The sequence below is a fragment of the Kitasatospora sp. NPDC051984 genome, from assembly GCF_044593455.1.
Lineage (GTDB): Bacteria > Actinomycetota > Actinomycetes > Streptomycetales > Streptomycetaceae > Kitasatospora.
This window is the reverse complement of record NZ_JBIUCB010000001.1, coordinates 299338-323387: the sequence shown is the minus strand read 5'-3', so window position 1 is coordinate 323387 and position 24050 is coordinate 299338. Positions and strand designations below refer to the sequence as shown.

At 72.2% G+C, this 24050-nt stretch carries 21 protein-coding genes; 6 read left to right on the top strand and 15 right to left on the bottom strand.

Annotation, left to right across the window (positions count from 1 at the left end; all coding sequences use genetic code 11):
- The first annotated feature begins 35 nt into the window (after positions 1–35).
- A complete protein-coding gene (locus ACIHEI_RS01485) occupies positions 36–614 on the top strand; it encodes a Uma2 family endonuclease (protein ID WP_396605234.1) in 579 nt (192 codons plus the stop codon).
- Here ACIHEI_RS01485 and ACIHEI_RS01480 read toward each other — a convergent pair.
- From ACIHEI_RS01480 to rsmI, 6 genes are all read right to left on the bottom strand, one after another.
- A complete protein-coding gene (locus ACIHEI_RS01480; RefSeq protein ID WP_396605233.1) occupies positions 595–1524 on the bottom strand; it encodes a 4-(cytidine 5'-diphospho)-2-C-methyl-D-erythritol kinase in 930 nt (309 codons plus the stop codon). The genes ACIHEI_RS01485 and ACIHEI_RS01480 overlap by 20 nt on opposite strands.
- Entirely contained in the window at positions 1524–2405 is an 882-nt protein-coding gene (gene rsmA / locus ACIHEI_RS01475; protein ID WP_387638138.1) for a 16S rRNA (adenine(1518)-N(6)/adenine(1519)-N(6))-dimethyltransferase RsmA, read from the bottom strand. Before rsmA ends, ACIHEI_RS01480 begins: the two co-directional genes overlap by 1 nt.
- 16 nt (positions 2406–2421) lie before the next feature.
- Positions 2422–2997 carry a Uma2 family endonuclease gene (locus ACIHEI_RS01470; RefSeq protein ID WP_396605232.1) on the bottom strand — a complete coding sequence of 192 codons (576 nt, stop codon included), beginning with the start codon at positions 2995–2997 and terminating at the stop codon, positions 2422–2424.
- Between the two features lie 54 nt (positions 2998–3051).
- On the bottom strand, positions 3052–3933 hold the full coding sequence (locus ACIHEI_RS01465) for a TatD family hydrolase (RefSeq protein WP_396605231.1): 882 nt from the start codon (positions 3931–3933) through the stop codon (positions 3052–3054).
- A gap of 179 nt (positions 3934–4112) precedes the next feature.
- Positions 4113–4535 carry a hypothetical protein gene (locus ACIHEI_RS01460; protein ID WP_396605230.1) on the bottom strand — a complete coding sequence of 141 codons (423 nt, stop codon included), beginning with the start codon at positions 4533–4535 and terminating at the stop codon, positions 4113–4115.
- A 323-nt stretch (positions 4536–4858) separates the two neighbouring features.
- Positions 4859–5704 (bottom strand): 16S rRNA (cytidine(1402)-2'-O)-methyltransferase, encoded by an 846-nt coding sequence (gene rsmI / locus ACIHEI_RS01455; RefSeq protein ID WP_392952240.1) that lies wholly within the window; start codon positions 5702–5704, stop codon positions 4859–4861.
- 139 nt (positions 5705–5843) lie between these two features.
- On the opposite strand from rsmI, the gene ACIHEI_RS01450 reads away from it, so the two are divergent.
- Positions 5844–7634: a dolichyl-phosphate-mannose--protein mannosyltransferase gene (locus ACIHEI_RS01450; RefSeq protein ID WP_396605488.1), complete on the top strand. Its 1791-nt coding sequence runs from the start codon at positions 5844–5846 to the stop codon at positions 7632–7634.
- Positions 7635–7748: 114 nt separating this feature from the next.
- Positions 7749–9476: a penicillin-binding transpeptidase domain-containing protein gene (locus ACIHEI_RS01445; RefSeq protein WP_387638149.1), complete on the top strand. Its 1728-nt coding sequence runs from the start codon at positions 7749–7751 to the stop codon at positions 9474–9476.
- Positions 9477–9516: 40 nt separating this feature from the next.
- Here the strand turns inward: ACIHEI_RS01445 and ACIHEI_RS01440 are convergent, their stop codons facing one another.
- The 8 genes from ACIHEI_RS01440 to ACIHEI_RS01405 all read right to left on the bottom strand — a co-directional run bounded on the left by ACIHEI_RS01440 (position 9517) and on the right by ACIHEI_RS01405 (position 18866).
- Positions 9517–10998, bottom strand: a complete 1482-nt coding sequence (locus tag ACIHEI_RS01440; RefSeq protein ID WP_396605229.1) for a N,N-dimethylformamidase beta subunit family domain-containing protein — start codon at positions 10996–10998, stop codon at positions 9517–9519.
- Positions 10995–12257 (bottom strand): glycosyltransferase 87 family protein, encoded by a 1263-nt coding sequence (locus ACIHEI_RS01435; RefSeq protein WP_396605228.1) that lies wholly within the window; start codon positions 12255–12257, stop codon positions 10995–10997. The genes ACIHEI_RS01440 and ACIHEI_RS01435 overlap by 4 nt, the downstream gene beginning before the upstream one ends.
- Before the next feature lie 88 nt (positions 12258–12345).
- Positions 12346–13773, bottom strand: coding sequence for an amino acid permease (locus tag ACIHEI_RS01430; protein ID WP_392952249.1), 1428 nt, complete (start codon positions 13771–13773; stop codon positions 12346–12348).
- Between the two features lie 87 nt (positions 13774–13860).
- Positions 13861–15282, bottom strand: coding sequence for a penicillin-binding transpeptidase domain-containing protein (locus ACIHEI_RS01425; RefSeq protein WP_396605487.1), 1422 nt, complete (start codon positions 15280–15282; stop codon positions 13861–13863).
- 86 nt (positions 15283–15368) lie between these two features.
- A complete protein-coding gene (locus tag ACIHEI_RS01420; RefSeq protein WP_396605227.1) occupies positions 15369–16706 on the bottom strand; it encodes an FtsW/RodA/SpoVE family cell cycle protein in 1338 nt (445 codons plus the stop codon).
- A gap of 76 nt (positions 16707–16782) precedes the next feature.
- The gene (locus ACIHEI_RS01415; protein ID WP_396605226.1) at positions 16783–17286 is read right to left on the bottom strand and encodes a DUF1269 domain-containing protein; all 504 of its coding nucleotides are present in this window, start codon (positions 17284–17286) and stop codon (positions 16783–16785) included.
- Positions 17287–17388: 102 nt separating this feature from the next.
- The gene (locus ACIHEI_RS01410) at positions 17389–18039 is read right to left on the bottom strand and encodes an ABC transporter (RefSeq protein ID WP_396605225.1); all 651 of its coding nucleotides are present in this window, start codon (positions 18037–18039) and stop codon (positions 17389–17391) included.
- Positions 18036–18866: an ATP-binding cassette domain-containing protein gene (locus tag ACIHEI_RS01405; protein ID WP_396605224.1), complete on the bottom strand. Its 831-nt coding sequence runs from the start codon at positions 18864–18866 to the stop codon at positions 18036–18038. The genes ACIHEI_RS01410 and ACIHEI_RS01405 overlap by 4 nt, the downstream gene beginning before the upstream one ends.
- Before the next feature lie 95 nt (positions 18867–18961).
- On the opposite strand from ACIHEI_RS01405, the gene ACIHEI_RS01400 reads away from it, so the two are divergent.
- Both ACIHEI_RS01400 and ACIHEI_RS01395 read left to right on the top strand, forming a co-directional pair.
- A complete protein-coding gene (locus ACIHEI_RS01400; RefSeq protein ID WP_392952258.1) occupies positions 18962–20284 on the top strand; it encodes a VWA domain-containing protein in 1323 nt (440 codons plus the stop codon).
- Between the two features lie 2 nt (positions 20285–20286).
- Positions 20287–21156 (top strand): peptidase, encoded by an 870-nt coding sequence (locus ACIHEI_RS01395; protein ID WP_396605223.1) that lies wholly within the window; start codon positions 20287–20289, stop codon positions 21154–21156.
- A gap of 170 nt (positions 21157–21326) precedes the next feature.
- Here ACIHEI_RS01395 and ACIHEI_RS01390 read toward each other — a convergent pair whose 3' ends face one another.
- The gene (locus ACIHEI_RS01390) at positions 21327–23519 is read right to left on the bottom strand and encodes a germacradienol/geosmin synthase (RefSeq protein ID WP_396605222.1); all 2193 of its coding nucleotides are present in this window, start codon (positions 23517–23519) and stop codon (positions 21327–21329) included.
- Positions 23520–23724: 205 nt separating this feature from the next.
- On the opposite strand from ACIHEI_RS01390, the gene ACIHEI_RS01385 reads away from it, so the two are divergent.
- Positions 23725–24045 (top strand): hypothetical protein, encoded by a 321-nt coding sequence (locus ACIHEI_RS01385; protein ID WP_396605221.1) that lies wholly within the window; start codon positions 23725–23727, stop codon positions 24043–24045.
- Positions 24046–24050: the final 5 nt, after the last annotated feature.

Below are 24050 nucleotides of genomic sequence, written 5' to 3'. Positions count from 1 at the left end.
AGCACAACGGCGAAGCGGAGAGCGGGAGGTGTGCGATGACGGCAGTGGAGGACCGGCCGCAGATGCTGGTCGAGGAGTTCGAACGCATCGCCCTGGCGGCCGAGCGCGAGGGCGTGCGGATGGAGTTCATCCACGGGCGGATCGGAGTCAAGGCAGTGCCCGACGGCGACCACGACGAGATCATCCGCTGGGTGATGGAGCAGTGCATGCAGCAGCGCCCCGACCTGTGGCTGTACCCCGAACGCGGGCTGCGGGTGGAGACCTACCGCAAGGGCCACGCCAAGCCGGACGGCACGCTCGCCCCGAAGGGCGGCTTCGCCGGCCAGGGCGAATGGGCCGACGCCGACCAGGTCGTCATGGTGGTCGAGGTGACCTCGTACGACAGCGGCACCGACCGCCGCGACCGGGAGGAGAAGCCGCGGGCCTACGCGGAGACCGGTATCCCGGTCTATCTCCTCATTGACCGGGACAGCTGCGAAGTGTTGGTCCACAGCGAACCCGAGGACGGCCAGTACGTAAGCCTGGTGCGGCGGCCCCTCGGCAAGACCGTCGTGCTGCCCGACCCGGTCGGGATCAGCCTGGACACCGAGCCTCTCAAGGCGTGGGTGCGCTGACCACCTGCGCACCCGGCACCGGCCCGTACGTGGCGTGGGCCGTGCGGCAGGTGCCGGAGGTGCGGAGGGCGGTGGCGATGTGGGTGGCGGCGTCGGCGTCCTTGGCGAGGAAGGCGCAGGTGGGGCCGGAGCCGGAGACCAGGGCGGCGAGGGCGCCGGCCTCGGTGCCGGCGTGCAGGGTGTCGGCGAGCGAGGGGCGCAGGGAGACGGCGGCGGCCTGCAGGTCGTTGCTGAGGGCGTCGGCCAGCGCGACGGGGTCGCCGTCGGCGAGGGCGGCGAGCAGGGCGGGGTCGGCGTCGGGGGTGGGCACGTCGTCGATGGTGGCGCCGGTGCCGGACTCCTCGCGGATCCGGTCGCACTCGCGGAACACCGCCGGGGTGGAGAGTCCGCCGTCGGCGACCGCGAACACCCAGTGGAAGGTGCCGGAGACGGGCAGTGCCTCCAGGATCTCTCCGCGTCCCCGGCCCAGCGCGACGCCGCCGAGCAGCGCGAACGGGACGTCGGAGCCGAGCTCGGCGGCCAGCTCCAGCAGGGTCTCCAGCGGGGTGTCCAGGCCCCACAGCGCGTCGCAGGCGACCAGCGCGGCCGCACCGTCGGCGCTGCCGCCGGCCATTCCGCCGGCCACCGGGATGGCCTTGGCGATGTGCAGGTGGACGCCGGGGTCGGCGAGGCCGTGGTGCGCGGCGAGCAGGCGCGCGGCGCGGGCGGCCAGGTTGGTGTCGTCCAGCGGGACGGCGTCCGCGTCGGGACCGGTGCAGGTCAGGGTGACGCCGTCGGCCGCGGTGGCGGTGACCTCGTCGCCGAGGGCGACGGCGAAGAACACGTTCGCCAGGTCGTGGTAGCCGTCGGGGCGGACCCCGCCGACGCCGAGCTGCACGTTGACCTTGGCGGGTACCCGGACCGTCACCATTACTGTTCCTGCGCCTTCGGCTTGTGCTCGGCGATCGCGGCGAACTGCTCGACCGTCAGCATCTCGCCGCGCAGCGTGTGGTCGATGCCCGCACCGCGCAGCGCCTCCTCGGCGGCGGCGGGCGAGCCGGCCCAGCCGGCCAGCGCGGCCCGCAGGGTCTTGCGGCGCTGCGCGAACGCGGCGTCCACGACGGCGAACACCTCGCGGCGGGTGGCGGTGGTGGACGGCGGGTCGCGGCGGATCAGCGAGACCAGGCCGGAGTCGACGTTCGGCGCGGGCCAGAACACGTTCCGCCCGATCGCGCCGGCCCGCTTCACGTCCGCGTACCAGTTGGCCTTCACGGACGGCACGCCGTACACCTTGTTGCCGGGCTTGGCGGCGAGCCGGTCGGCGACCTCGCTCTGCACCATCACCAGCGTGCGCTCGATGCTCGGGAACGTCTCCAGCATGTGCAGCAGCACCGGCACGGCGACGTTGTACGGCAGGTTCGCCACCAGCGCGGTCGGCGCGGGGCCGGGCAGCTCGGTGACGTCCATCGCGTCGCTCAGCACCAGGTCGAAATTGGCGGCCTTGCCCGGCATCCGGCCCTTGACGGTGTCCGGCAGGTGCCGCGCCAGCAGCGGGTCGATCTCCACCGCCGTCACGTGCCGCGCCACCTCCAGCAGCGCCAGCGTCAGAGACCCGAGCCCCGGCCCGACCTCGACCACCGCGTCCTTCTCCGTCACCTCCGCCGCCCGCACGATCCGCCGCACGGTGTTCCCGTCGATCACGAAGTTCTGCCCGCGCTGCTTCGTCGGCTTCACGCCGAACGCCTCGGCCAGCGCACGAATGTCGGCAGCCCCCAGCAGGTGGCCGTCAGAGGTGGGTTCGGTGGTGCTCACCCGCCAAGGATACGGGTCACCGCAGGACGAGCCGCTTGAGATCGATCTCGACGGGGAACGGCAGGTCGGTACGGAGCAGTCCTTCGTGCACGGCGACCGGGAGGTAGACGCCCTGCTCCTGGTCGAGCCGGAACTCGTGTACGACAGGGATGTCGTCCTCGCCCCGTTCGATGCGCCAGTAGGACGGAACGCCGGCCTCGGAGTACAGGCCGGGCTTGGTGAACCGGTCGGCCGTCTTCGAACCGGGAGAGACCACCTCGACCGCCAGGACCACCGCGTGCACCGGGATGCACGCCTGCCCGGAGATCTCCAGGCCCGTCTCGTCGAACACCATGACGTCGGGCAGGACGACGTTGTGCTCGTCAAGCAGGACGGCCTGCTCCACGATCGCGTCCAAGGGCTCACTGACTACCGTGAGCAGTTGATGGAGCAGACGGTTCAGCACCCGGTTGTGCCACCACACTGCTTGTCCTCGGACCACGATCGCCCCATCCACCAGTTCCCACTTGAACGGCAGATCGAGCTCACTGGCCTGATCAAACGTCCAGCCGTTCGCCGGCGGATACACCCAGTCAATCGGTTCGGCGCTCATCACAGCCTCCTCACTGCCTCCATGCTAACGAGCGCATATGCCAGAAGGATGCGGTCAGTAACCGAACGCCCGCGCCGTGTTGGCGCTGATCGCCGTCGCCAACTCGTCCTCCCCCAGCGTCAGATGGGCCGCCATCGCGCGCAGCGTGACCGGGATCAGGTAGGGGGCGTTGGGGCGGCCGCGGTAGGGGTGGGGGGTGAGGAAGGGGGCGTCGGTCTCGATCAGGACGCGGTCGAGGGGGGTGACGGTGAGGGCCTCGCGCAGGGGGTGGTTGGCCTTGTAGGTGACGGGGCCGGCGAAGGAGAGGTACCAGCCGTGTTCGGCGCAGGTCCTGGCCATGGCGGCGTCGCCGGAGTAGCAGTGGAAGATCGTGCGCTCGGGGGCGCCTTCTTCGAGCAGGACGGCGATGACGTCCTCGTGGGCGTCGCGGTCGTGGATGACGAGTGCCTTGCCGTGGCGCTTGGCGATCTCGATGTGGCGGCGGAAGGACTCCTTCTGCAGGTCGACGCCCTCGGGGCCGGTGCGGAAGTAGTCGAGGCCGGTCTCGCCGACGGCGAGGACGTGCGGGAGGGCGGCGAGGCGGTCGATCTCGCCCAAGGCCTTGTCGAGAGCGTCCTGGCCGCCGGGCGAACGGCGCTGGCCGGACCAGCCGTCGGGGTCGCCGAGGAAGATCCGCGGGGCCTCGTTGGGGTGCAGCGCGACGGCGGCGTGCACCTGCTCGTACTCGGCGGCGAGGTCCGCGGCCCACTGCGAGCCGGGTACGTCGCAGCCGACCTGGACGACGGTGGTGACGCCGACGGACGCGGCGCGGGCCAGTCCCTCGGCGGGGGTGCCGGACTGCATGTCGAGGTGGGTGTGCGAGTCGGCGACGGGGACGGCGAGCGGCTCGGGGAGCGGCGGCGGGGTGCTGCGGTCGTCGTTCTTCTTGCTGGCCATCAGGAGGCGATCTTCTCTTCGAGTCGGCGAGGCGGCGGAGGCGGCAGGGCGGCGGACGGCGCCACGGGTTGCCCGGCACGGGGTCGCGGCACGGCGGTGGCCCCCGACGAAATCCTAGTCACCGGAGAACGCCGCGGCCCCGGACCGCACGGGCGGTCCGGGGCCGGGGGTCGGTCGGTTCAGCGGGGGCGGTGGCTCCGGAAGAGGCGGTTCCACCAGTGCAGGACCCTCGGCTTGCGGGGCTTCTGCGGACCCTCGGGTTCAGCGGTGGGGGCGTAGCCGGGGGCGGCGGCCATGGCGGCCAGTCCGGCCACTCGGCCGGCCCGCATGATCCGGACCCGTTCGCCGCCGCAACCGGGGCAGACCAGTTCACGCAGCGGGGACGGCACCTTGACGCCGTTCGCCTTGTACTCGACCAGGATGTGTCCGTCCCGGTCCATGTGGTGTTCGATGTCGTACGCCTGCTCCCAGCCGTAGCCGCAGTTGAGGCAGGCGAAGGAGTAGGCCTCACGGACCGTCTCCACGGGGGTTCGCGGCCGGGTGGTCAGCCCGAGGCCGCTGGGCGCTCCGCCTTCCAGGGGGCTGTCGATCGTGTCGCTCATGCGCCACCTCGCTTCGCTCGGAGCCCGCCGCCCGACCTGGCGGGCCCGGCGCGGGTCTTTCCATCCCAGGGAATGCCCGGGAGGGTCCGTCCGATGCCCGGCTTGCCAAGTCTTGGTTCCGAATTGGCCCTCCGCTGGGGTTGCTCATTCCAACGTACGACCGATTTCGGCCACCGGCACTCGTCGGATCAGCCGACGTGCTTGGCAGCCACCACGGCACCGAACTCGTCGGGTCAGCCGCCGTGCTTGGCGGCCACCACGGCACCGAACTCGCCGGGTCAGCCAACGTGCTCGGCAGCCACCGCGGCACCGAACTCGTCGGGTCAGCCGCCGTGCTTGGCGGCCACCACGGCGTCGAAGACGACGGACTTGCGCAGGCCGAGTTCGGTGGCGACGGCGGCGATCGCCTCCTTGCGGCGTTCGCCGGCCTCCTCGCGGGCGGCGACCCGGCGGGCGAGTTCGGCGGGGCCGACCTCCTCGGGGGCGGCGGGCGGGGCGCCGGCCACCACGACGGTGATCTCGCCCTTGACGCCGTCGGCGGCCCAGGCGGCGAGTTCGGCGAGCGGGCCGCGCTTGACCTCTTCGTAGGTCTTGGTGAGTTCGCGGCAGACCGCGGCGGGCCGTTCGGCGCCGAACGCCTCGGCCATCGCGGCGAGGGTTTCGGCGATCCGGTGCGGGGCCTCGAAGAACACCATGGTGCGCGGTTCGGCGGCGATCTGGGCGAGCTGCCGGGAGCGGTCGCCGGCCTTGCGGGGCAGGAAGCCTTCGAAGGTGAACCGGTCGACCGGCAGCGCGGACAGCGCCAGCGCGGTGAGCACGGCGGACGGGCCGGGCACGGCGGTCACCTTGATCCCGGCGGCGACGGCCGCGTCCACCAGCCGGTAGCCGGGGTCGGAGACGGAGGGCATGCCGGCGTCGGTGACCAGCAGGACCCGGGCGCCGTCCTGGAGGGCGGCGACGAGTTCCGGGGTGCGGGCGACCTCGTTGCCCTCGAAGTAGGACACCACCCGGCCGGTCGGCGTCACGCCGAGGGCCTGGGTCAGCCGGCGCAGCCGCCGGGTGTCCTCCGCCGCGATCACGTTCGCCTCGGCGAGTTCGGAGCGCAGTCGGGGCGGCGCGTCCTCGACGTCGCCGATGGGGGTACCTGCCAGTACGAGAACACCAGTCACGGCACCATCCTCCCCTACCGGAGGGGGGTCCTCACCGGGACGGACGCGGCGCGGTGCGGCGCGGGCCGTGCGGGGACCCCTTGTGACTTCAGCCGTTGCCCCTACGATGTGGCCCGTGAGCGGCGACATGGACAGTGGTATGGACCACCCCGAATGGGGTGGCGTGAGCGTGCTGGAATCGGCCGATCCGGCCGCCGTTCCGGCACCGCGCGCCGAGCCCGAGCCGGACTCCCGGTGGGCCCGGGCGCTGTCCGACGTGGGCTACCGCGCGCCGCGGCGCACGGCGGTGGACGAGCAGTTGGTGCCGCCGATGCCGGACGGGCCGGGCGTCACTCCGGAGCGCGTCGCGCCGTCCCCGCTGCTGGCCCGGCTGGGCATCCGGCTGCCGGACGCGCTCTGGGCGTGGCTGTGCCGCTGGTCCGGCTGGCTCGGCCCCATCGCGGTGGCCGCGTTCGCCGGCGTGCTGCGCTTCGTCAATCTCGGCGGGCCGCACGCGCTGATCTTCGACGAGACGTACTACGCCAAGGACGCGTACTCGCTCTGGCAGGTCGGTTACGAGACCAACTGGTCCGACGACGCCAACAACCTGATCACCGGCCCGAATCCGACCGTCCCGTTCCGCACCGACCCGGCGTACATCGTGCATCCGCCGGTCGGGAAGTGGATCATCGGCCTGGGCGAGCAGATCTACGGCATGAACCCGTTCGGCTGGCGGTTCATGATGGCCGTGCTCGGCACCCTGTCGGTGCTGATGCTGGCCCGGATCGGGCGGCGGCTGTTCCGCTCCACCCTGCTGGGCTGCGTGGCCGGGCTGCTGATGTCGGTCGACGGCCTGCACTTCGTGCTCAGCCGCGCCGCGATCCTCGACCTGATCGTGATGTTCTTCTTCCTGGCCGCGTTCGGCCTGCTGCTGATCGACCGGGACAGGAGCCGCGCCCTGGTCGCCGCCCGTCTCGAACAGGGCCTCGGCGGCGAGTGGTGGCACCTCGGCTGGCGGCCCTACCGCCTGGCGGCGGGCGTCAGTCTCGGCCTGATGATGGGCACCAAGTGGAGCGGCGGCCCGGCGATCCTCGCGTTCCTGCTGCTCAGCGCGTTCTGGGACTCCTCGGCCCGCCGCCTGGCCGGCGGTATCCGCCGCACCCCGGACGGGCGGCCGATCGGCGAGGGCGGACGGCTGCTGCGGCACGCCTGGGACTTCTTCTGGTCCGGCCTGACTCTCGGCCTCACCGCGCTGGCCACCTACCTGGCCACCTGGACCGGCTGGATCATGTCCTCGACGCAGCCCGGCAAGGGCGGCTACTTCCGCGACTGGGCGGTGCAGAACCCGGGCGGCTTCGGCCCGGACTGGCTGCGCAGCCTGTGGCACTACCACTACACGATGTGGGACTTCCACACCCACCTGCACAGCCCGCACACCTACCAGTCCAACCCGTGGAGCTGGATGGTGCTGGGCCGCCCGGTGTCGTTCTTCTACGAGTCGCCGAAGAACGGCCAGGACGGCTGCACCACCTCCGACTGCGCCCGCGAGGTGCTGGCGATCGGCACCCCGCTGCTGTGGTGGGCGGGCATCGCCGCGCTGCTGTACTGCCTGTACCGCTGGCTGTGGCGCCGCGACTGGCGGGCGGCGGCGCTGCTGAGCGGCGTGGCGGCCGGCTACCTGCCGTGGTTCATGTACCAGGAGCGCACGATCTTCCTGTTCTACGCGGTGTGCTTCGTGCCGTTCATGGTGCTGGCGGTGACGATGATGATCGGCGCGATGCTGGGCCCCGCCGACGCCTCGCCGGACCGCCGGCTGGCGGGGGCCACGGGTGCGGGTCTGCTGATCACAGCGATCATGTGGAATTTCCTGTACTTCTATCCGATCTACACCGGCCAGACGATCCCCATGTCGGACTGGAACGGCCGAATGTGGCTCAGTACCTGGATCTGAGCCACCGGAACCACACCGGAAACCGTGTACCGGATCTGTCACAAACGGACGGCGTGTCGTGAGTGCACGGATGGTGTCTGCTTATGGTGTCGTGGCCGCTGAATTCCGACGGCCATGACACATCTCGGGGGGCTCCACGTGAACAACGGCGCGAAGATCGGCATCGCCTCGGCCGCCACGGTGCTGCTCCTCGCCGGTGGCTACGGGGCCTACGCCCTGGTCTCCGGCGATTCGGACAGCAAGGAATCCGCCAAGAAGCCCCGCACCGTGGTCGCCGAACCGCCCAGCCCCGAGCTCGCCGCTTCCGGCGCCAAGGCGTTCCTGGACGCCTGGGGCAAGGGCGATCTGTCCGCCGCCGCCAAACTCACCGACGACCCGGACAAGGCGCAGGCCGCGATGCAGGCCTTCAAGGACAGCGTGAAGCCCAGCGCCGTCCACCTCACCGTCGGCGGCCCCACCACCGCGCCCAGCCCGTCCGCCTCCAAGTCCGCCGCTGCCTCGGCGTCGGCGCCGGCATCCGCGTCGGCTCCGGCTCCGGCGGACTCCGGTCCGACCGGGGTGTTCGAGAGCTTCAAGGCCTCGCTGGAGTTCGCCGACACCGGCACCCCGTGGAACTACGACGGCGTGCTCGGGGTGGTGAAGATGAGCGACGGCACCGCCGCCGTGCACTGGGCACCCACCGTGATCCACCCGAAGCTGGACGCCAACGAGACCATCGGCGTCAAGCCGGTGTTCGCCGCGCCCTCCGCCGTCACCGACCGCAAGGGCAAGCCGCTGGCCGGCTACGCCTCGCTCACCGGTCTGCTCAACCAGCTGAAGGCCGCCGCCCCGCAGGGCAGCCCGGAGGACGCCGGCACCGCCGTGGTGATCTCCCCGGCCGCCGGCAACGGCGCCTCCGAGAAGCTGTTCACGCTGAAGGAGCCCAAGGCCGTCCCCAACCTGAAGCTGACCCTGGACGCGGACCTGCAGGCGGCCGCCGAGGCCGCGGTCTCCGCCCAGGGCAAGCCGGGCTCGCTGGTGGCGATCGAGCCCAGCACCGGCGGCATCCTGGCCTACGCCTTCTCCCCCACGAACGGCCAGAACCGGGCGTTCTCCGGGGCGACCGCGCCCGGCTCCACCCTGAAGGTGCTGACCGCCGCCGCGCTGCTGGAGGCCGGCCTCACGCCGAGCAGCTCGATGCCCTGCCCGGAGACCACCATGGTCACCGGCAAGTCCATCAGCAACGACTTCAAGGGCGCGCACCCGGAGTACACGCTCACCGACGCGTTCATCAATTCCTGCAACACCTCGTTCATCGAGAAGGGCAAGGACACCCTCAAGGCGAACAGCCTGCCCTCGCTCGCCAAGGACGTGTTCGGGATCGGGCTGGTCTGGAAGACCGGCCTGTCGAACTTCGACACCGACATCCCGACCGAGACCAACATGGCGGGCGCGGCCAGCGAGTTCATCGGCCAGGGCAAGGTGCGCGCCAATCCGCTGGGCATGGCGTCGATCGCCGCGACCGTGCAGTCCGGGGTGTTCAAGCAGCCGATCCTGGTGCCCGGCATGGACCAGGTGAAGGCCGCCCGGACGCTCTCCCCCGAGGTGCTCTCCAGCCTGCGGTCGCTGATGACGCAGACCGTCAAGTCCGGTACCGCCGCGGCCGTGAAGCCGGCCCTGCCGAGCGGCTCCGGCGCGAAGACCGGCACCGCCGAGGTCGACAACACCGCCGACGCGAACTCCTGGTTCACCGCCTACTCCGGCGATCTGGCCGTCGCCGCCGAGTTCCAGGGAGCCGGACACGGCTCGGCCGCGGCCGGTCCGGCCTCGTCCAAGGTGCTGGGGGTCGGCAACCACAAGTGAGGGCGGGCGGGGCCCCCGCCCGGCCTGCGGGGCGGCGGGGCTACTGCGCGAAGCGCCGCAGCAGGTTCTCGGTGACCTGCCGGGTGAACGCGCCGGCCTTCCCGTCGATGCCGTGGATGCCGCCCTGGCCGGTCGCCTCCAGCGACTCCACCCACCGCATGGTGCCGGTGGCGAACACCAGCGCGCCGCTGCCCGCCGTGTACAGCGCGGTGTCGGCGAACGAGTGCCGGCCCTCGCAGACCACCGGCGAGTGCGACAGCACCTCGATGCCCTGCGGGGTCGGGAAGGACGGGTTGACCCGGTCGTACTCGACGCCCACCAGGTGCGGGAAGCTGTCGCCGGCCTTCGCGCCGGTGCCCGCGAACAGCCAGTGGCCCGGCTCGGTGACCACGTACGGGGCGTCCACCGGGTAGCCGTCGTAGATCACGCCGAGCAGCGAGGACTCGGGGTCGGCGCCGGGCGGGGAGCGGAAGTCGGTGGTCGCCGGGTGCCCGGCCTGGTACCCGGGGTCGTCCTTCCAGGCGCCCTTGTAGCAGACCACCGTGCGGTCCGGCCCGGTCGGTGACGGCTCGTACCGCACCCGCCGGAAGCAGCAGTTGGCACCCAGGATCGCCAGGTGCGCTCCGGCGTCGCGGGCGGCGGTGAAGTGCGCGCGCTGCTCGGGCGACCAGTACTCGTCGTGGCCGAGCGAGAGCACCGCCTTGGCGCCGTGCAGCAGGTTCGGGTCGGCGGCGACGTCGATGCCGGTGGTGTACGACAGCGGGATGCCGAGTTTCTCGGCCTGCGCGACCAGCGGGGCCTCGTAGACCAGGAACAGGCCCGCGCCGTCGTCGTACTGGTACGGCCGGTCGAAGCTGACCTGGAGCGAGCGGGTCGGCAGGCCGCCGGACGGGCCGTTGTACAGGTTGTAGCCGCCCCACTCGTTGTAGGCCTGCCAGGTGGAGACCGCGTTGACCACCACGGTGGTGCCGGCGGTGCTGCGCGAGCGCACCGTGAGCGGCACGTACCGCTGCCCGGCGCCGCCGTCCGCGTCCAGCCGCAGCAGGTAGCAGCCCTCCGGCCAGCCGGTGGTGTCGACGGCGGTGCTGCGCGGCCAGGCGGTGATCACCATGCGGGTGGGCTGTTCGACGGTGAACGGCTGCTGCTTGCTGCCGGGCAGCCGCTCCGACTTCCACACCTGCCGGGCGCGCGCCCCGCCGTACCAGCCCATCCGGTAGGCGGTGACGGTGTAGCCGGGCGCGGTGGTGGAGACGTGCAGACCGACCTGTTCGCCGGGCAGCACGCCGGCCCGGTCCGCCCAGCCCTCGATCGCGTCGGCCGGGCCGGCGTTGCGGATCGCCCAGTCGGCGTTGCCCGGTTTGGCGTTCTCCACCGCGGTGGCGGACGGTGCGGGGCTCGGCGCGGCAGCCCCGCCGCTGCCTCCGGTGGCGGTGCGATTCGGGCCGCAGGCGGCGAGCGAGGCGGCGGCCGCGCCGGCGGCCAGGCCCAGGAAGCGGCGTCGTCCGGTGGCGCCCAAGATCACTCCCGTGTTCGTACGGTGTCCCGGGACACCATAGGCACTGCGAGGGGCCGCCGCTGCGTCGCCCGGCGCCGGGGCACCGGAAACGGCCGCCCGGGCGCCGCCGCCAGCCGCGGCCACAGCACCAGGACGGCGGGCAGCGCCAGGTAGCCGAACCGCCCGGCCGGGGCCAGCGCGAACGCCACCGTCAGGCCCGCCGCCAGCAGGTCGCAGGCGGCGACCGCGGTGGCCGGCGGGTGGGCCCGCAGCCACAGCGCGACGGCCAGCGCACCCAGGCACAGCAGGGTCAGCGACAGGGTGTGGCCGAGCGGGCCGAGACCGGCCAGCACCTTGCCCGGCAGCGGGCTGCCGGCCGGTGTGTGGACGGCCGTCAGCCCGAGCGGGAAGCGCACCACCTGCTCGTACAGTTCGCGCGGGTGGAGCACCACGAACGGGCCGATCACCGCCCCGCCGAGGGCCGGCACCGGCCAGGCGGCCCGCAGCGCCGGGCGCAGGCCGTGACGGCGGTGCAGCAGTAGCAGCGCGATCGGCAGCGCCGGCCAGGCCGTCCACTTCAGCGTGCAGGCCAGCGCCAGCACCAGGCCGGTGCGCAGTGGGTGGCCGCGTTCGGCGAGCGCCATGGCCAGGCAGCAGACGCCGATCAGCGGCAGGTCGACGCCGCCGACGGTCAGCGCGGGCGCGATCAGCGGCGAGGCGGTGAGCACCGTCAGCGGCAGCGCCGGCGCCCGCACCGGGGCGGGGCGCAGCAGCCGCCAGCCGGCCAGCAGGCAGGCCAGGAACGCCGCGGCGAACCACAGCCGGGCGTCGCCCAGCACCCGCACCGCCGGGCCGCCGGCCGCGCCGAGCAGTAGCCGGGGCAGGCCGAACAGCGACATCGCGGGCAGGTAGGGGTTGTAGTCGACGACGTGCACCGGGTGCGGCAGGTACGGGCTTCCGGTGTGCAGCAGCAGCGCCGCCGACCGTTCGACCACCGTCACCTCGGACTGGTGCCGCCCGGCCAGCGCCAGCGCCCCGAGCGGCAGCAGCACCGCGCTCAGCGCCGCCGCGGCGGCGGCCGCCCGCGCCGCGATCCCGCGCGGCAGCGTCAGCGTCAGCACCGCGGCGAGCAGGTACCCGGGCGCCGCGAACCGCCCCCAGGCGACCTGGTTGGCCAGGTGCGACACCAGCGGAAACGCCCCCGCCCAGCCCGCTGCCGCCAGCCACCCGCCGGCCTGCACCACGGGGTGCCCGAACACGCGCAGGACCCGTCGGGTGCTCGCCATGGCTCGAAGGCTAGGCGGGATGTACACGCTCTGTCGCGAAGCCCGGGCCGGTTTCGCCCTTTCCGCCCGAATTGCAGCGGCACGTGGGCTACGGAGTGTCAGTTTCCTCGCTGCGGGCGGCGGCCAGCCGGGAGTGCTTGGCGCTGTAGGTGAAGTAGAGGACGCCGGCCAGGGCCAGCGCGATCGCGAAGGCGATGAAGGTGTCGCGGTGCAGCCTGGTGATCAGGTAGACGCAGGAGGCGGCGCTGAGCACGGGGGTGACCGGGTAGAACGGGACCTTGAAGCCGCGCGGCAGGTCGGGGCGGGTGCGGCGGAGCACGATAATGCCGACGGACACGGCGCAGAACGCCACCAGCGTGCCCATCGAGGTCATGTCGGCCAGCAGCTTGAGCGGGAAGACGGCGGCCAGCAGGGCGACGGCGGCACCGACCATGACGGTGTTCCACACGGGGGTGCCGGTGCGCGGGGAGACCTTGGTGAAGTGGCGCGGCAGCAGGCCGTCGCGGCCCATCGCGAACAGGATCCGGGTCTGGCCGTAGATCACCACCAGGGTGATGGAGAAGATCGAGATGATCGCGCCGCCGGCGAACACCAGGGCGGGCCAGGACTGTCCGGTGACGTCCTGCAGGATCTGCGCGAGGCCGGCCTTCTGGCCGTCGAACTGCTGCCAGGGCTGGGCGCCGATCGCGGTGACGGCGACGGCGATGTACAGCAGGGTGACCACGCCGAGCGAGATCAGGATGGCCAGCGGCAGCGTGCGGCGCGGCTCGCGGACCTCCTCGCCGGCAGTGGAGACGGCGTCCAGGCCGATGAACGAGAAGAAGATGGTGGAGGCGGCGGTCTGCACGCCCTCCCAGCCCTTGGGGGCGAACGGGGTGAAGTTTCCGGCGTGGAAGCCGGTCAGGCCGATGGCGACGAACAGCAGCAGGATGGCCAGCTTGATGGCCACCATCACGGCGTTGACCTTGGCGGATTCGCCGGCGCCGCGGATCAGCAGCACGGTGACCAGCGCGACCAGGATGACGGCGGGCAGGTTGACGATGCCGTTCTCGCCGGGCGGGGCGGTGAGCGCCGCGGGCAGGTGCAGGCCGAACGCCAGGTCGGCGAACTGGTTGAGGTACTGGCCCCAGGTGACGGCGATCGCGGACGCGGAGACGCCGTACTCCATCAGCAGGCAGACGCCGACGCCGAACGCGACGATCTCGCCCATGGTGGCGTACGCGTACGAGTACGAGGAGCCGGCCACCGGGATGGCGGAGGCGAGCTCGGCGTAGCAGAGCGCGGTGAGGCCGGCGGTGACGGCGGCGATCACGAAGGACATCACCACGGCCGGCCCGGCCTCGGGGACGGAGGTGGTGAGGACGAAGAAGATGCCGGTGCCGACGGTGGCGCCGATGCCGATCGCGGAGAGCTGCCACAGGCCGATGGACCGGCGCAGGTGCCCGGCTCCGGTTCCGCCCGCTTCGGCGATCAGGGTGTCCACGGGCTTGCGCCGCAGCAGGCGGGTGGTGCTCATCGAATTGTCCTTCTGGTGGGGATCAGGGAGGAACTGTATCAAATGCACCGCTATGCATAATTATGCGACGTTGGAGCCTTGTGGCGGTCACCGGTTCAGGGCGGCCTGCATGACGGCCTTGGCGATCGGCGCGGCCAGCTTTCCGCCGGTGACGTCGGTGGCCTGGCTGTCGGCGACCACCACGGCGACCGCGACCGGCGGAGTGGCGGTGGAGCCGGCCGGGCGGGCCCAGGCGATGAACCAGGCGTACGGGGTGCCGGTGTTGTCGACGCCGTGCTCGGCGGTGCCGGTCTTCCCGCCGACCTCGGCGCCGGGGATCTGCGCGTTGCCGCCGGTGCCGTTGTTCACCACGTTCACCATCAGCGTGCGCAGCTCGGCGGCGACGCCGGGCCCGAGGGCCTGCCGGTACAGGGTGGGGCGCATCAGCTGGACCTGGGTGCCGTCGGCCTTGGTGAGCCTGTCCACAAGCTGTGGATACATCACCCGCCCGTCGGCGGCGGCCCCGGCGGCGACCATGGCCATCACCAGCGGGGTGGCGGCGGTGTTGTACTGGCCGATCGAGGACAGCGCCAGCTGCGAGCTGTTCATGGTGGTGTCGAAGTTGGAGCGGGCGGCCCGCACGGGAACGTCGAGCCTGGCGTCGTCGAAGCCGAAGCTCTTCGCCATCGCGACCATCCGGTCGAGGCCGGTCTGCACGCCGAGCCAGCCCATCACGCTGTTGCAGGACATCGTCATCGCCTGGTCCAGCGACAGCCCTTCCCGGTCGCAGCCGCTGGTGTCGTTGTTGAGCGTGGTGGTGGTGCCGGGCAGCACGTACGGGTAGGGCGCGCCGGTGGGGGCCTGGATGTCCGTCACGGTGCCGTTGGCGAGGGCGGCCGCGGCGGTGACCACCTTGAAGGTGGAGCCGGGCGGGTAGATCTGCCGCAGCGCCCGGTTGAGCATCGGCTGGTCGGGGTCGGCCTGGAGTTTCTCCCAGGTGGCCTGGTCGGCGGAGCCGGTGCCGGCGATCGCCCCGGGGTCGTAGCTGGGGGTGGAGGCCAGCGCGAGGATCCGTCCGGTGGCGGGTTCGATCGCGGCGACGGCGCCCTGCTGGCCGCCGAGCCCCTGCATGGCGGCGCGCTGCACGGCCGGGTCGATGGTCGTGACCACGTCGCCGCCGGGCTGCTGGTGGCGGGTGATGGCGTCCCACACCGCCCAGCCGGCCAGCCGGGGGTCGGTGCCGGTGAGCAGGTCGTCGTAGACGCCCTCCAGCTGGGTGTTGCCGTAGAGCTGCGAGGAGTAGCCGGTGACGGCGGCGTACAGCGGGCCGTCGGTGTAGGTGCGCTTGTACGCCAGGCGGCCGCCGGTGGCGACCGAGCCGGTGACGGGCTGGCCGACGATCAGATTGCCGCGCGGCTGCGCGTACCGCTGGATGGTGGCGCGCTGGTTGGCGCTGTTGTGGTCCAGTTCCTGCTTCTGGAACACCTGGACCCGGGTGCCCTGGACGGCCAGCGCGATGATCAGCAGCATGCAGAAGGTGGCGGCCCGGCGGCCGGTGGTAGAGATGCCGGGCAGGCCCTGCGGCCCGCCGTTGGTGCCCTCGGGGCGGGTGAACCTCACGCCGCCTCCTCGGGGACGGGGCGCCGGGCGACGTCGCTCATCCGCACCAGCAGCGCCACGATGATCCAGTTGGTGACCACCGAGGACCCGCCCTGCGCGATGAACGGCAGCGTCATGCCGGTCAGCGGGATCAGGTCGAGCACGCCGCCGGCCACCACGAACACCTGGATCGCGACCAGCGCGGCCAGGCCGATCGCGAGCAGCCGCCCGAACGGGTCGCGCAGCGCGATGCCGGTACGGAAGCCGCGGGAGACCAGCAGCGCGTACAGCAGGAACACCGCGAGCAGGCCGGTCAGGCCGAGCTCCTCGCCGATGGTGGCGAGGATGAAGTCGGACTTGGTGGCGAAGCCGATCAGCGCCGAGTGGCCGAGGCCGAGGCCGGTGCCGAGCTCGCCGCCCCAGGCGAACGCGAACAGCGACTGGGCGATCTGGTTGGCGCCCTGCCCGGCCTCGATCGAGGCCAGCGGGTGCAGCCACGCGGTGACCCGGCTGTGCACGTGCGGCGACAGCCAGCCCACCCCGACGGCGGCGACGGCCGACAGCAGCAGGCCGATGACGATCCAGCCGGTGCGGGCGGTGGCCACGTACAGCATCACCACGAACAGGCCGAAGAACAGCAGCGAGGTGCCGAGGTCGGTCTCCAGCACCAGCACGCCGACGAACGCCGCCCAGATCAGCAGCACCGGCCCGAGCACCCGGCCGAGCGGGAGCCGGAACCACAGCACCTTGCGGCCCGTCAGGGCGAGCGCGTCGCGGTGCTGCGCCAGGTAGGCGGCGAAGAAGATCGCCAGCAGCACCTTGGCGAACTCGCCGGGCTGGAAGGACAGCGGGCCCAGCGTGATCCAGATCCGCGAGCCGTACACCGGCGGGAAGAACACCGGCAGCACCAGCAGGACGAGCGCCACGAACGCGCCGATGTACGCGTAGCGCTGGAGCCGGCGGTGGTCGCGCAGCAGGAGCAGCACCGCGATGAACAGGCCCACCCCGAGGGTGGACCACAACAGCTGGGTGGGGGCGGCCTCGTGGTGCGGGGTGTTGCGGTCCAGCCGGTAGATGACGACCAGCCCGATGCCGTTCAGCAGCACCGCGATCGGCAGCAGCAGCGGGTCCGCCCACTTCGCCCGCCAGCGCACCGCGCCGTGCGCGAGCAGCGCCAGCACCCCTAACGCGGCGCCGTACTGGGCGGCGTCCGGCGGCGCCTTGCCGTCGATGTTGACGCCCACCTCGACGTACCCGAACACCGCGATCCCCACCGCGGCCACCACCAGCAGCAGTTCGGTCCACCGCCGGGGCCGCCGCGCGCCGGCCGCGAGGATCGCGTAGTCAGTGGCCACCGGGCATCCTCGCCGGCTCGGAGGGGCAGGAACGGCGGGGTCCGAGCGACCCCGCCGGTGCGACCTTGAAGCAGCGTCAGAGCGTGGACGTGGGGTTCGCCGCGCGGGCGATCTCCCGCAGGTGCTCCTCCTCGTCGTGGCTCAGCGAGGTCTGGATCAGCTCGCCGCCGAACTGCGCGACCGCCGGGATCACCTTGTCCTGGGTGGCGGTGCGCACCAGGGCGAACACCGCGGCGCTGCCCGGGGCCAGCTTCTGCCCGACCTGCCGCATGAAGTTGTCGTCCACGCCGGTGTCGGTGGAGGCGCCGACGGCGGCGCCGGTCGCGCCTCCGATCGCCGCGCCGATCACCGGCATCAGGAACAGCAGGCCGATCACGCCGCCCCACAGGGCGCCGGAGGCCGCGCCCAGGCCGGTGTTGGAGGCCGCCTGGTGGAGCTTGATCTTCCCGTCCGCGCGGCGCTCGACCACCACGATGTCCTCCAGGTCGATCAGCCGCTGCTTCTGAAGACCGATCAGCTCGTCCCGGACCTTCTGCGCGGTGGCGACATCGGGGTAGGCGATCGCGAACAGGTTGCTCACAGCAGGGTCCTTCCGGCAGGGCATCGGGCACGTCACCAGCACCCTAGCCATGGTTCGCGGTATTTAATCCCATCTACTGCGGTGTGTCCGGTTCCCCCGCGCTCACTCGCCCCGGCGCTCCGCCACCGCCACCGCCGCCCACCCGGCGGCGGCCGCCAGCGCCACCGCGCCCGGGAACGTCCACCACGGCACGGCCAGCGTGTGCTGCCGCGAACCGAGCACCAGCGCCCGCACCACCACGTTGGCGGGCGAGCCCGGTACCAGCAGCACCAGCACCATCGCGCCCAGCCCCAGCGGCACCGCGTACTGCGTGGCCGCCACCACCGGACGGTTGCACACCGCGCCCACCGCCGTGCCCGTCAGCACGCACACCACGGTGGCCAGCAGACCGGCCGCCACCGCCGGCCCGGAGCTGCCGCTGCCCACCAGCAGCACCGCCGCCAGGCCCGCCGCGCCCAGCGCCAGCCCGGCCAGCGCCGCCGCCAGCAGCGCCGACAGGTGCACCGGCCGCCAGCCCGCGGCCGCCACCAGGCAGGCCCGGGACTGCGCGGGCTCCGCCGTCACCGCCGACCGGACCAGCCAGCCCGTCACCGGCACCAGCAGACCGGCCGAGAACGCCGCCGCCGACAGTGCCTCGTCGCCGCCCGACACCCCCAGGCCCATCAGCAGCAGGTACACCAGTCCGGGCGGCAGCCAGCGCTGCGAGCGCACCAGCAGCTCCAGGTGGTAGCGCGTCAGCATCCGCACCGTCATGAGGCCTCCTGCTGGACGGACCTGATGTGCACCGGCGGATGGTTGGCCAGGAGTCGGCGCAGCAGCGCGTCGGAGTGCGCGGCCGGCACGTCCAGCCGGGTGGCGCCGTCGGCCAGCGGTTTGCGTTCGGGCCGGCCCGGCAGCCACTCGGGCAGCGTCTCGGCCTCGACCACGACCGCGGTGCGCGGCCCGTCCTCGTCGACGCGCGGCAGCGGGATCGGGTGCAGGGTGCCGCCGTCGACCCGGTGGCCCTCGGTGGTCAGGCCCGCCAGCCGGGTCGGGTCGTGGTCGACGAACACCACCAGGCCGCCGGCCGCGGCCCGTTCGGCGACCGCGCTGTCGAGTTCGCCGCGGGCGTTCTGGTCGAGCCCGGTCCACGCCTCGTCCAGCAGCAGCAACTCGGCCTCGGCGAGCATCGCCTGGGCCACCGCGACCTTCTGGCACGTCCCCTTGGAGAGCCGGCCGATCGGGGTGCCCGCGTACCCGGTGATGCCGAACCGCTCCAGCCAGTGGTCGGCCCGCCGCCGCGCCTCCCCGGCGGACAGGCCGCGGATCCGGCCCAGGTGGCACAGGTAGTCGCGGGCGTCGAACGGCAGCGCGGGCGGGAACCGCTCCGGGACGTAAGCCCGGCTCGCGGGCACCTCGACCGTTCCCCGCCCGGCGCGCTCGATCCCGGCGAGCAGCTTCAGCAGCGTCGACTTTCCGCTGCCGTTGGCGCCCTCGATCCGCACCAGGCTGCCCGGGCGGAGCGCCAGTTCAACCCCTCGCAGCACCCACGGACCGCCGCGCCCGTAGCGTTTTCCGACGCCTTCCAGACGCACCGTCATGCGCTCTCCCCGCCTGCTGTGCCGACCAGTTCAGGGTACGTCGCGCTCACCACGCGCATTGGGCGATTGGAACTGACGGTTCATAGGATGCGGCGGTGATCACCCTTACCAAGAAACGACGGACGGCCCGCGGAGCCGCCCTGCTCGGGGCGCTGACGATAGTCGGCGCCACGGTGCTGGTCGGCTTCCCCGCGTACGCCGACGAGCCCGGGGCCCCGCCCGCCGCCGCGACCGAAGCGCCCAAGGTCGACCTCATCCTGGACGGGTCGGGGTCGATGCGGACCGCCGACATCCAGGGCAAGAGCCGGATCGCGGTCGCCCAGCAGTCCATCAACGAGGTCATCGACGCCCTGCCCGACGAGACCGAGTTCGGCCTGCGCACCCTCGGCGCGACCTACCCCGGCGCCGACCAGAAGGAGGGCTGCAAGGACACCAAGCAGCTCTTCCCCGTCGGCAAGACCAACAAGGTCGAGGCCAAGACCGCCGTCGCCACCGTCCGCCCGACCGGCTGGACCCCGATCGGCGTGGCGCTGCGCGCCGCCGCCCAGGACCTCGGCACCGGCCCGACCACCCGCCGGATCGTGCTGATCACCGACGGCGAGGACACCTGCGCCCCGCCCGACCCGTGCGACGTGGCCCGCGAACTCGCCAGCCAGGGCATCCACCTGGTGGTCGACACCCTCGGCCTGGCGCACGACGACAAGACCCGCCAGCAGCTGCTGTGCATCGCCAACGCGACCGGCGGCACCTTCACCGACGTCCGCACCCAGGAACAGCTGACCACCCGCGTCAAGCAGATCGTCACCCGCGCCCAGGACACCCACACCGTCACCCCCGCCAAGGTGACCGGCGCCGAACAGTGCACCAACGCCCCGATCCTGGCGCCCGGCGTGTACAGCGACCGGGAGAAGTTCTCCGAGCACCGGGTGTACCGGGTGCCGGTGAAGGCCGGCCAGGAACTGCGCGCCTCGGTCAGCGTCACCCCCGACCGGGCCGTCGCCCGCGACTACGGGGTCCTGCTGCAGGCCACCGACAGCAGCGGCCAGGAACTGGTCCGCGGCAGCGACGCCGGCTCCGGCCGCACCGACGTGGCGTCCACCGGCGTCCGCTGGTCCGCGCCCGACACCTCCGCGTCCCCGTCGCCGAGCTCCGGCAGCGCGTCGAAAACCGACCGCACCGTCTGCCTGATCGTCAGCAACTCCTTCGCCGGCCAGGCCGCCGCCCAGGCCGCCGACCCCGGCCTGCCGCTGGAACTGACCGTCGACGTCTCCGCCGCCTCCCCCGCGCCCGACGGCGCCGCGATGGGCCTCGGCCGCGGCTGGATCCTGCTCGGCGTGCTCACCCTGGCCGGCCTGCTCGCCGGTCTGATCTTCGGCTGGCTGGCACGCTGGCGGATCGCCGTCTGGCGGGAGAACTGACCATGCGCAAGCTCTTCACCCTCGCGGCCCCGGCCGCCGCGCTCACCGGCCTGCTCCTGCTGGCCCCCGCCGCGACCGCCGCTTCGCCCTCGCCCTCGCCGTCCGCGAGCGGCAGCGCCAAGCCGGTGCTCAACTCGGTCGGCACCAGCTTCCTGACCGCCACCACGCTGGCCGCCGGCCAGGACGCGGACGTCCCGGTCTCCACCGGCGACTACCTGTACTGGGCGTTCCCGGCCTCCGAGGGCCAGACCGCCACCGTCCAGGTCAAGGTCACCCTCCCGGACGCCGCCGACCGGCACGGCGCACAGACCTGGACCGTCGAACTCTTCGACGGCCTGCGCCGCCGCCAGGCCTGCACCGCCGGACCGCAGAACGGCACCGCCGAACAGAGCGCCACCACCATCGCGCTCAGCTGCACCCTGCGACAGATCCGCTCCTGGGCCGAACCCTGGTCCGGCGACCCGCTGCCCGGCACCTACTACATCCGGCTCTCCACCAGCGACATCCCGCAGCAGGACCTCGGCCTCGCCTCCCAGGTCCACGTGCACGTCGCCACCACCGGCGGCCTCAACGACGCCCAGCCCGAGGGCGGTTCGCTCAAGGCCCCGCTCGTCCCGCCGGTCAACGCCGGCTCCACCGCGAGCGGCCCCGCGGCGACGCCCGCCCCCAGCGCGAGTGCCGCGTACGCGGCGGCCCCCACCGCGGAAGAGACCCACTGGTACTCGGACCTCTTCTCCGGCTGGAACACCCGCTGGTGGTGGACCGCCACCGGCGGCATCCTCGCCGCCCTCGCCGGCGTCCTCGGCTACACCCTCACCCGCCACCCGCGAGGACACCGGCCGCACCACCATCACCACCATCCGGTGGAGTAGGGACGGCACAACCAGGGGCGCGTGGGGGTACCTCCCGGCCCGCTAGGGGCGCGGGGAACTGCGCGAAGCGGAAGGCACCACGTCCGCAAGATCGCGACGCAGGACAATGACCTGCACGTGATCGCGACCGTGCGGACGTGGCTTGCGCTTGTCGCGCAGTTCCCCACGCACTACCCCCTGAGCGTTGCAAGAATCCGCACCGCCGACATCCCCAGCTCCGGCGTGACAGCCGTGCTGGGTGCGAAGTGCCGCTCGAGGACGTCCTCCGTGTACCGCCGGCACTGCTGGTGCCAGTGCAGCACGGCGGCCATCCAGTCCTCCAGCTCGTGGACGTACCCGTCGATCGCCTCCGACGCCTCGCCATCCAGACCGAAGTCCTGCTTCAGCAAAGGCAGTTCACCCTGCACCACGTGCTGAAACTGGTTCAGCCGCGAGCCCATCAGGTCCGCGACGATGTCCACCGCGACGGGGTAGTCGCAGGAGAAGAAGTTCTCCACCACCCGGACCAGGTTGTGGAACTCGCCCTCGTACTCGATCTCCTTCTGGTACGAGTGCAGGTCGTTGACCAGGCAGGCGTAGTCCGCCGCCGAGTTCTCGATCGCCCGCATGGTGCCGCTCTCGTACACCGCCTCGGGAATGGTCTCGCCGCGCCCGAGCCGGGACAGGCTCATCGTCAGGTCGGAGCCGAAGGTGGCGCGCCGCATCTCGATGTAGTCGACGGGGTCGGGGATGCGGTTCTGCGCGCCGTTGGCGAGCTCCCACAGCCAGCTGTCGATCATGTCGCCGACGGCCTTGCGGAACTTGGCCCGGGCCGAGGTGGAGAAGGGCGCGCTGGTGCGCTGCCAGAGGTCGGCGAGGCCGGCTTCCAGGGCGTTGCGGGGCTCGAAGGGGAGGCTGCCGTCGAGCGTCATCAGGGCGTAGAGCCGCTCGTTGGTGGCCTTCGCGCCGGCCAGGTCGCGGGGGCGGCCGAAGACCGGGGGGTAGTAGTCGTCGGCGTAGGTGCCCCAGGTGAGCCAGGCGGAGCTGAGGTCGAGTTCGGCGGCGGTGCCGTCGGGGTCGATGCCGGCGGCGCACAGCGGGAAGTCGTAGTCGCGGAGCTTCTGTTCGTTCCAGATGTCGGAGGCGGGGACGCCGGGCTCCGGGTCGAGCAGGCCGAACTCGCGGGCCCAGTCGATGACGTTCTCGCGGGAGGCGTCCAGGTGCGGGTTGAGCGAGACGGCGTACGGCATCGGGAAGTCGGGCATCCGCGAGGGCCCGACCTTGCGGTGCGGGGTGTGGGCGAAGCTGCGCAGGCCGCGGATGCCCGCCGCGAGGCGGATGTTGGCGGCGGAGGTGCCGAGGCCCTTGGGGCCGAGGACGGGGGCTGCCGCGCCGCCGCCGTTCATGTAGCGGCTGGAGCGCATGTGCCATTCGTGGCCGCCGGACTGCCAGTCCTGCATGCCCTTGACGTAGGCCAGGACGCGGGCGATCTCCTCCGGGTTCAGCGCGTGTTCGGCGAACAGGCCGGGGAGTTCGGTGAGCGCGGTGTTCTCGAACTGCTGGAGGCGGGACGTCAGCAGGTCGTTGACCGCTTCCGCGGCCTGCTGGGTGGAGCAGCCGAGGAAGGTCTCCAGCACCAGGACGCCGTTGGAGAGTTCGCCCTCCTCCTGGATCTCGCGCTCGTACGAGAACAGGTCGTTGCGCAGGTGCACGCCGTCGGAGAAGGCGTCGCGCAGGACCCGCAGCGGACGGGAGTACGCGACCGCCTCGGGCACCTCGGCGTGTGCGGCGTACTCGATCAGACCGGCCGACCAGGGGGCGCCGCCGACCTTGCGGCGCATCTCGATGTACTCGACGGGGTTGGAGACCCGGCCCTCGTTGATGTTGGAGAGCTCCCAGAGGGACTCGTTCAGCAGGTTCCGGGTGGACTCGGCGAACCGGGCCCGCCAGTCGGCCGACATGTGCGGGACGGTGCGCTGCCAGAGGTCCGCCAGGCCTGCCTCGACCGGGTTGGTGGCATCGGGGAAGCCGTCGGCGAGGTCCATCGGCATGAAGGCGGGCAGCCGGTCCAGGTAGGCCTTGCCGCCCTCGCGGTCGAGGGTGCGCTTGAAGATCTCCAGGAAGTGGTCGTCGAAGAAGAAGACCCAGGTGTACCAGTCGGTGACGAGGTCGAGTGCCTCGCTGTCGCAGTCGGGGTGGGTGTAGGAACAGAGCAGCGCGTAGTCGTGCGAGTCGAGATCGTGCTCCTCCCAGATGCCCGATCCCTCCAGCATGCCGAAGTCGCGTGCCCACTCCTTGGTGTGCACCCGCGCCTTCTCGTAGTGCGGGTTGATGCGCGCCGGGTACGGCACGTAGAAGTCCGGCAGTTCGAACGGCTGAGCCACTGGGTCCCGCCCCTTTTCGACGACAGAGATCGGCGCGATGCCTAACGAGCCCTCCGACCCTCGGTCACCGCTACCCGGCTCCGCCGCCCCGACGCCACAATCCACTCGTACGAGTGAACTCGGGGACGATCGCGTGACATTGGGTGCTGTCCGACCCCTCCGCCAGACTGTCACCGCCCGCCTCCCCCGCCCCTTGGAGCCTCGCATGGCGTTCACCGACGAGACCTGGCGCCTGGTGCGCGGCGAGGAGTTGGTCGGCGAGATCCGCATCACCGAAGCCGACTTCCCGTGGCTGTCCGGCGATTTCCTGCCCGGCCCGGGCTGGCCGGCCGCCGAGCCCGGGTTCGCCGAGAGCCTTCGGCTGGTCGAGGCCGAGGAGTGGGAGGCGTGGGACCCGTTCTACACCGCGCTGACGAAGAACTGCACCCTGCACGCCCCGGACGGCCCGGTCGCCGAGTTCCTGCTGCACATCGAGCCGCCGCAGGCGTGGTTCCGCTTCAGCGAGGAACCGTTCGAGGACGACTGACGCAC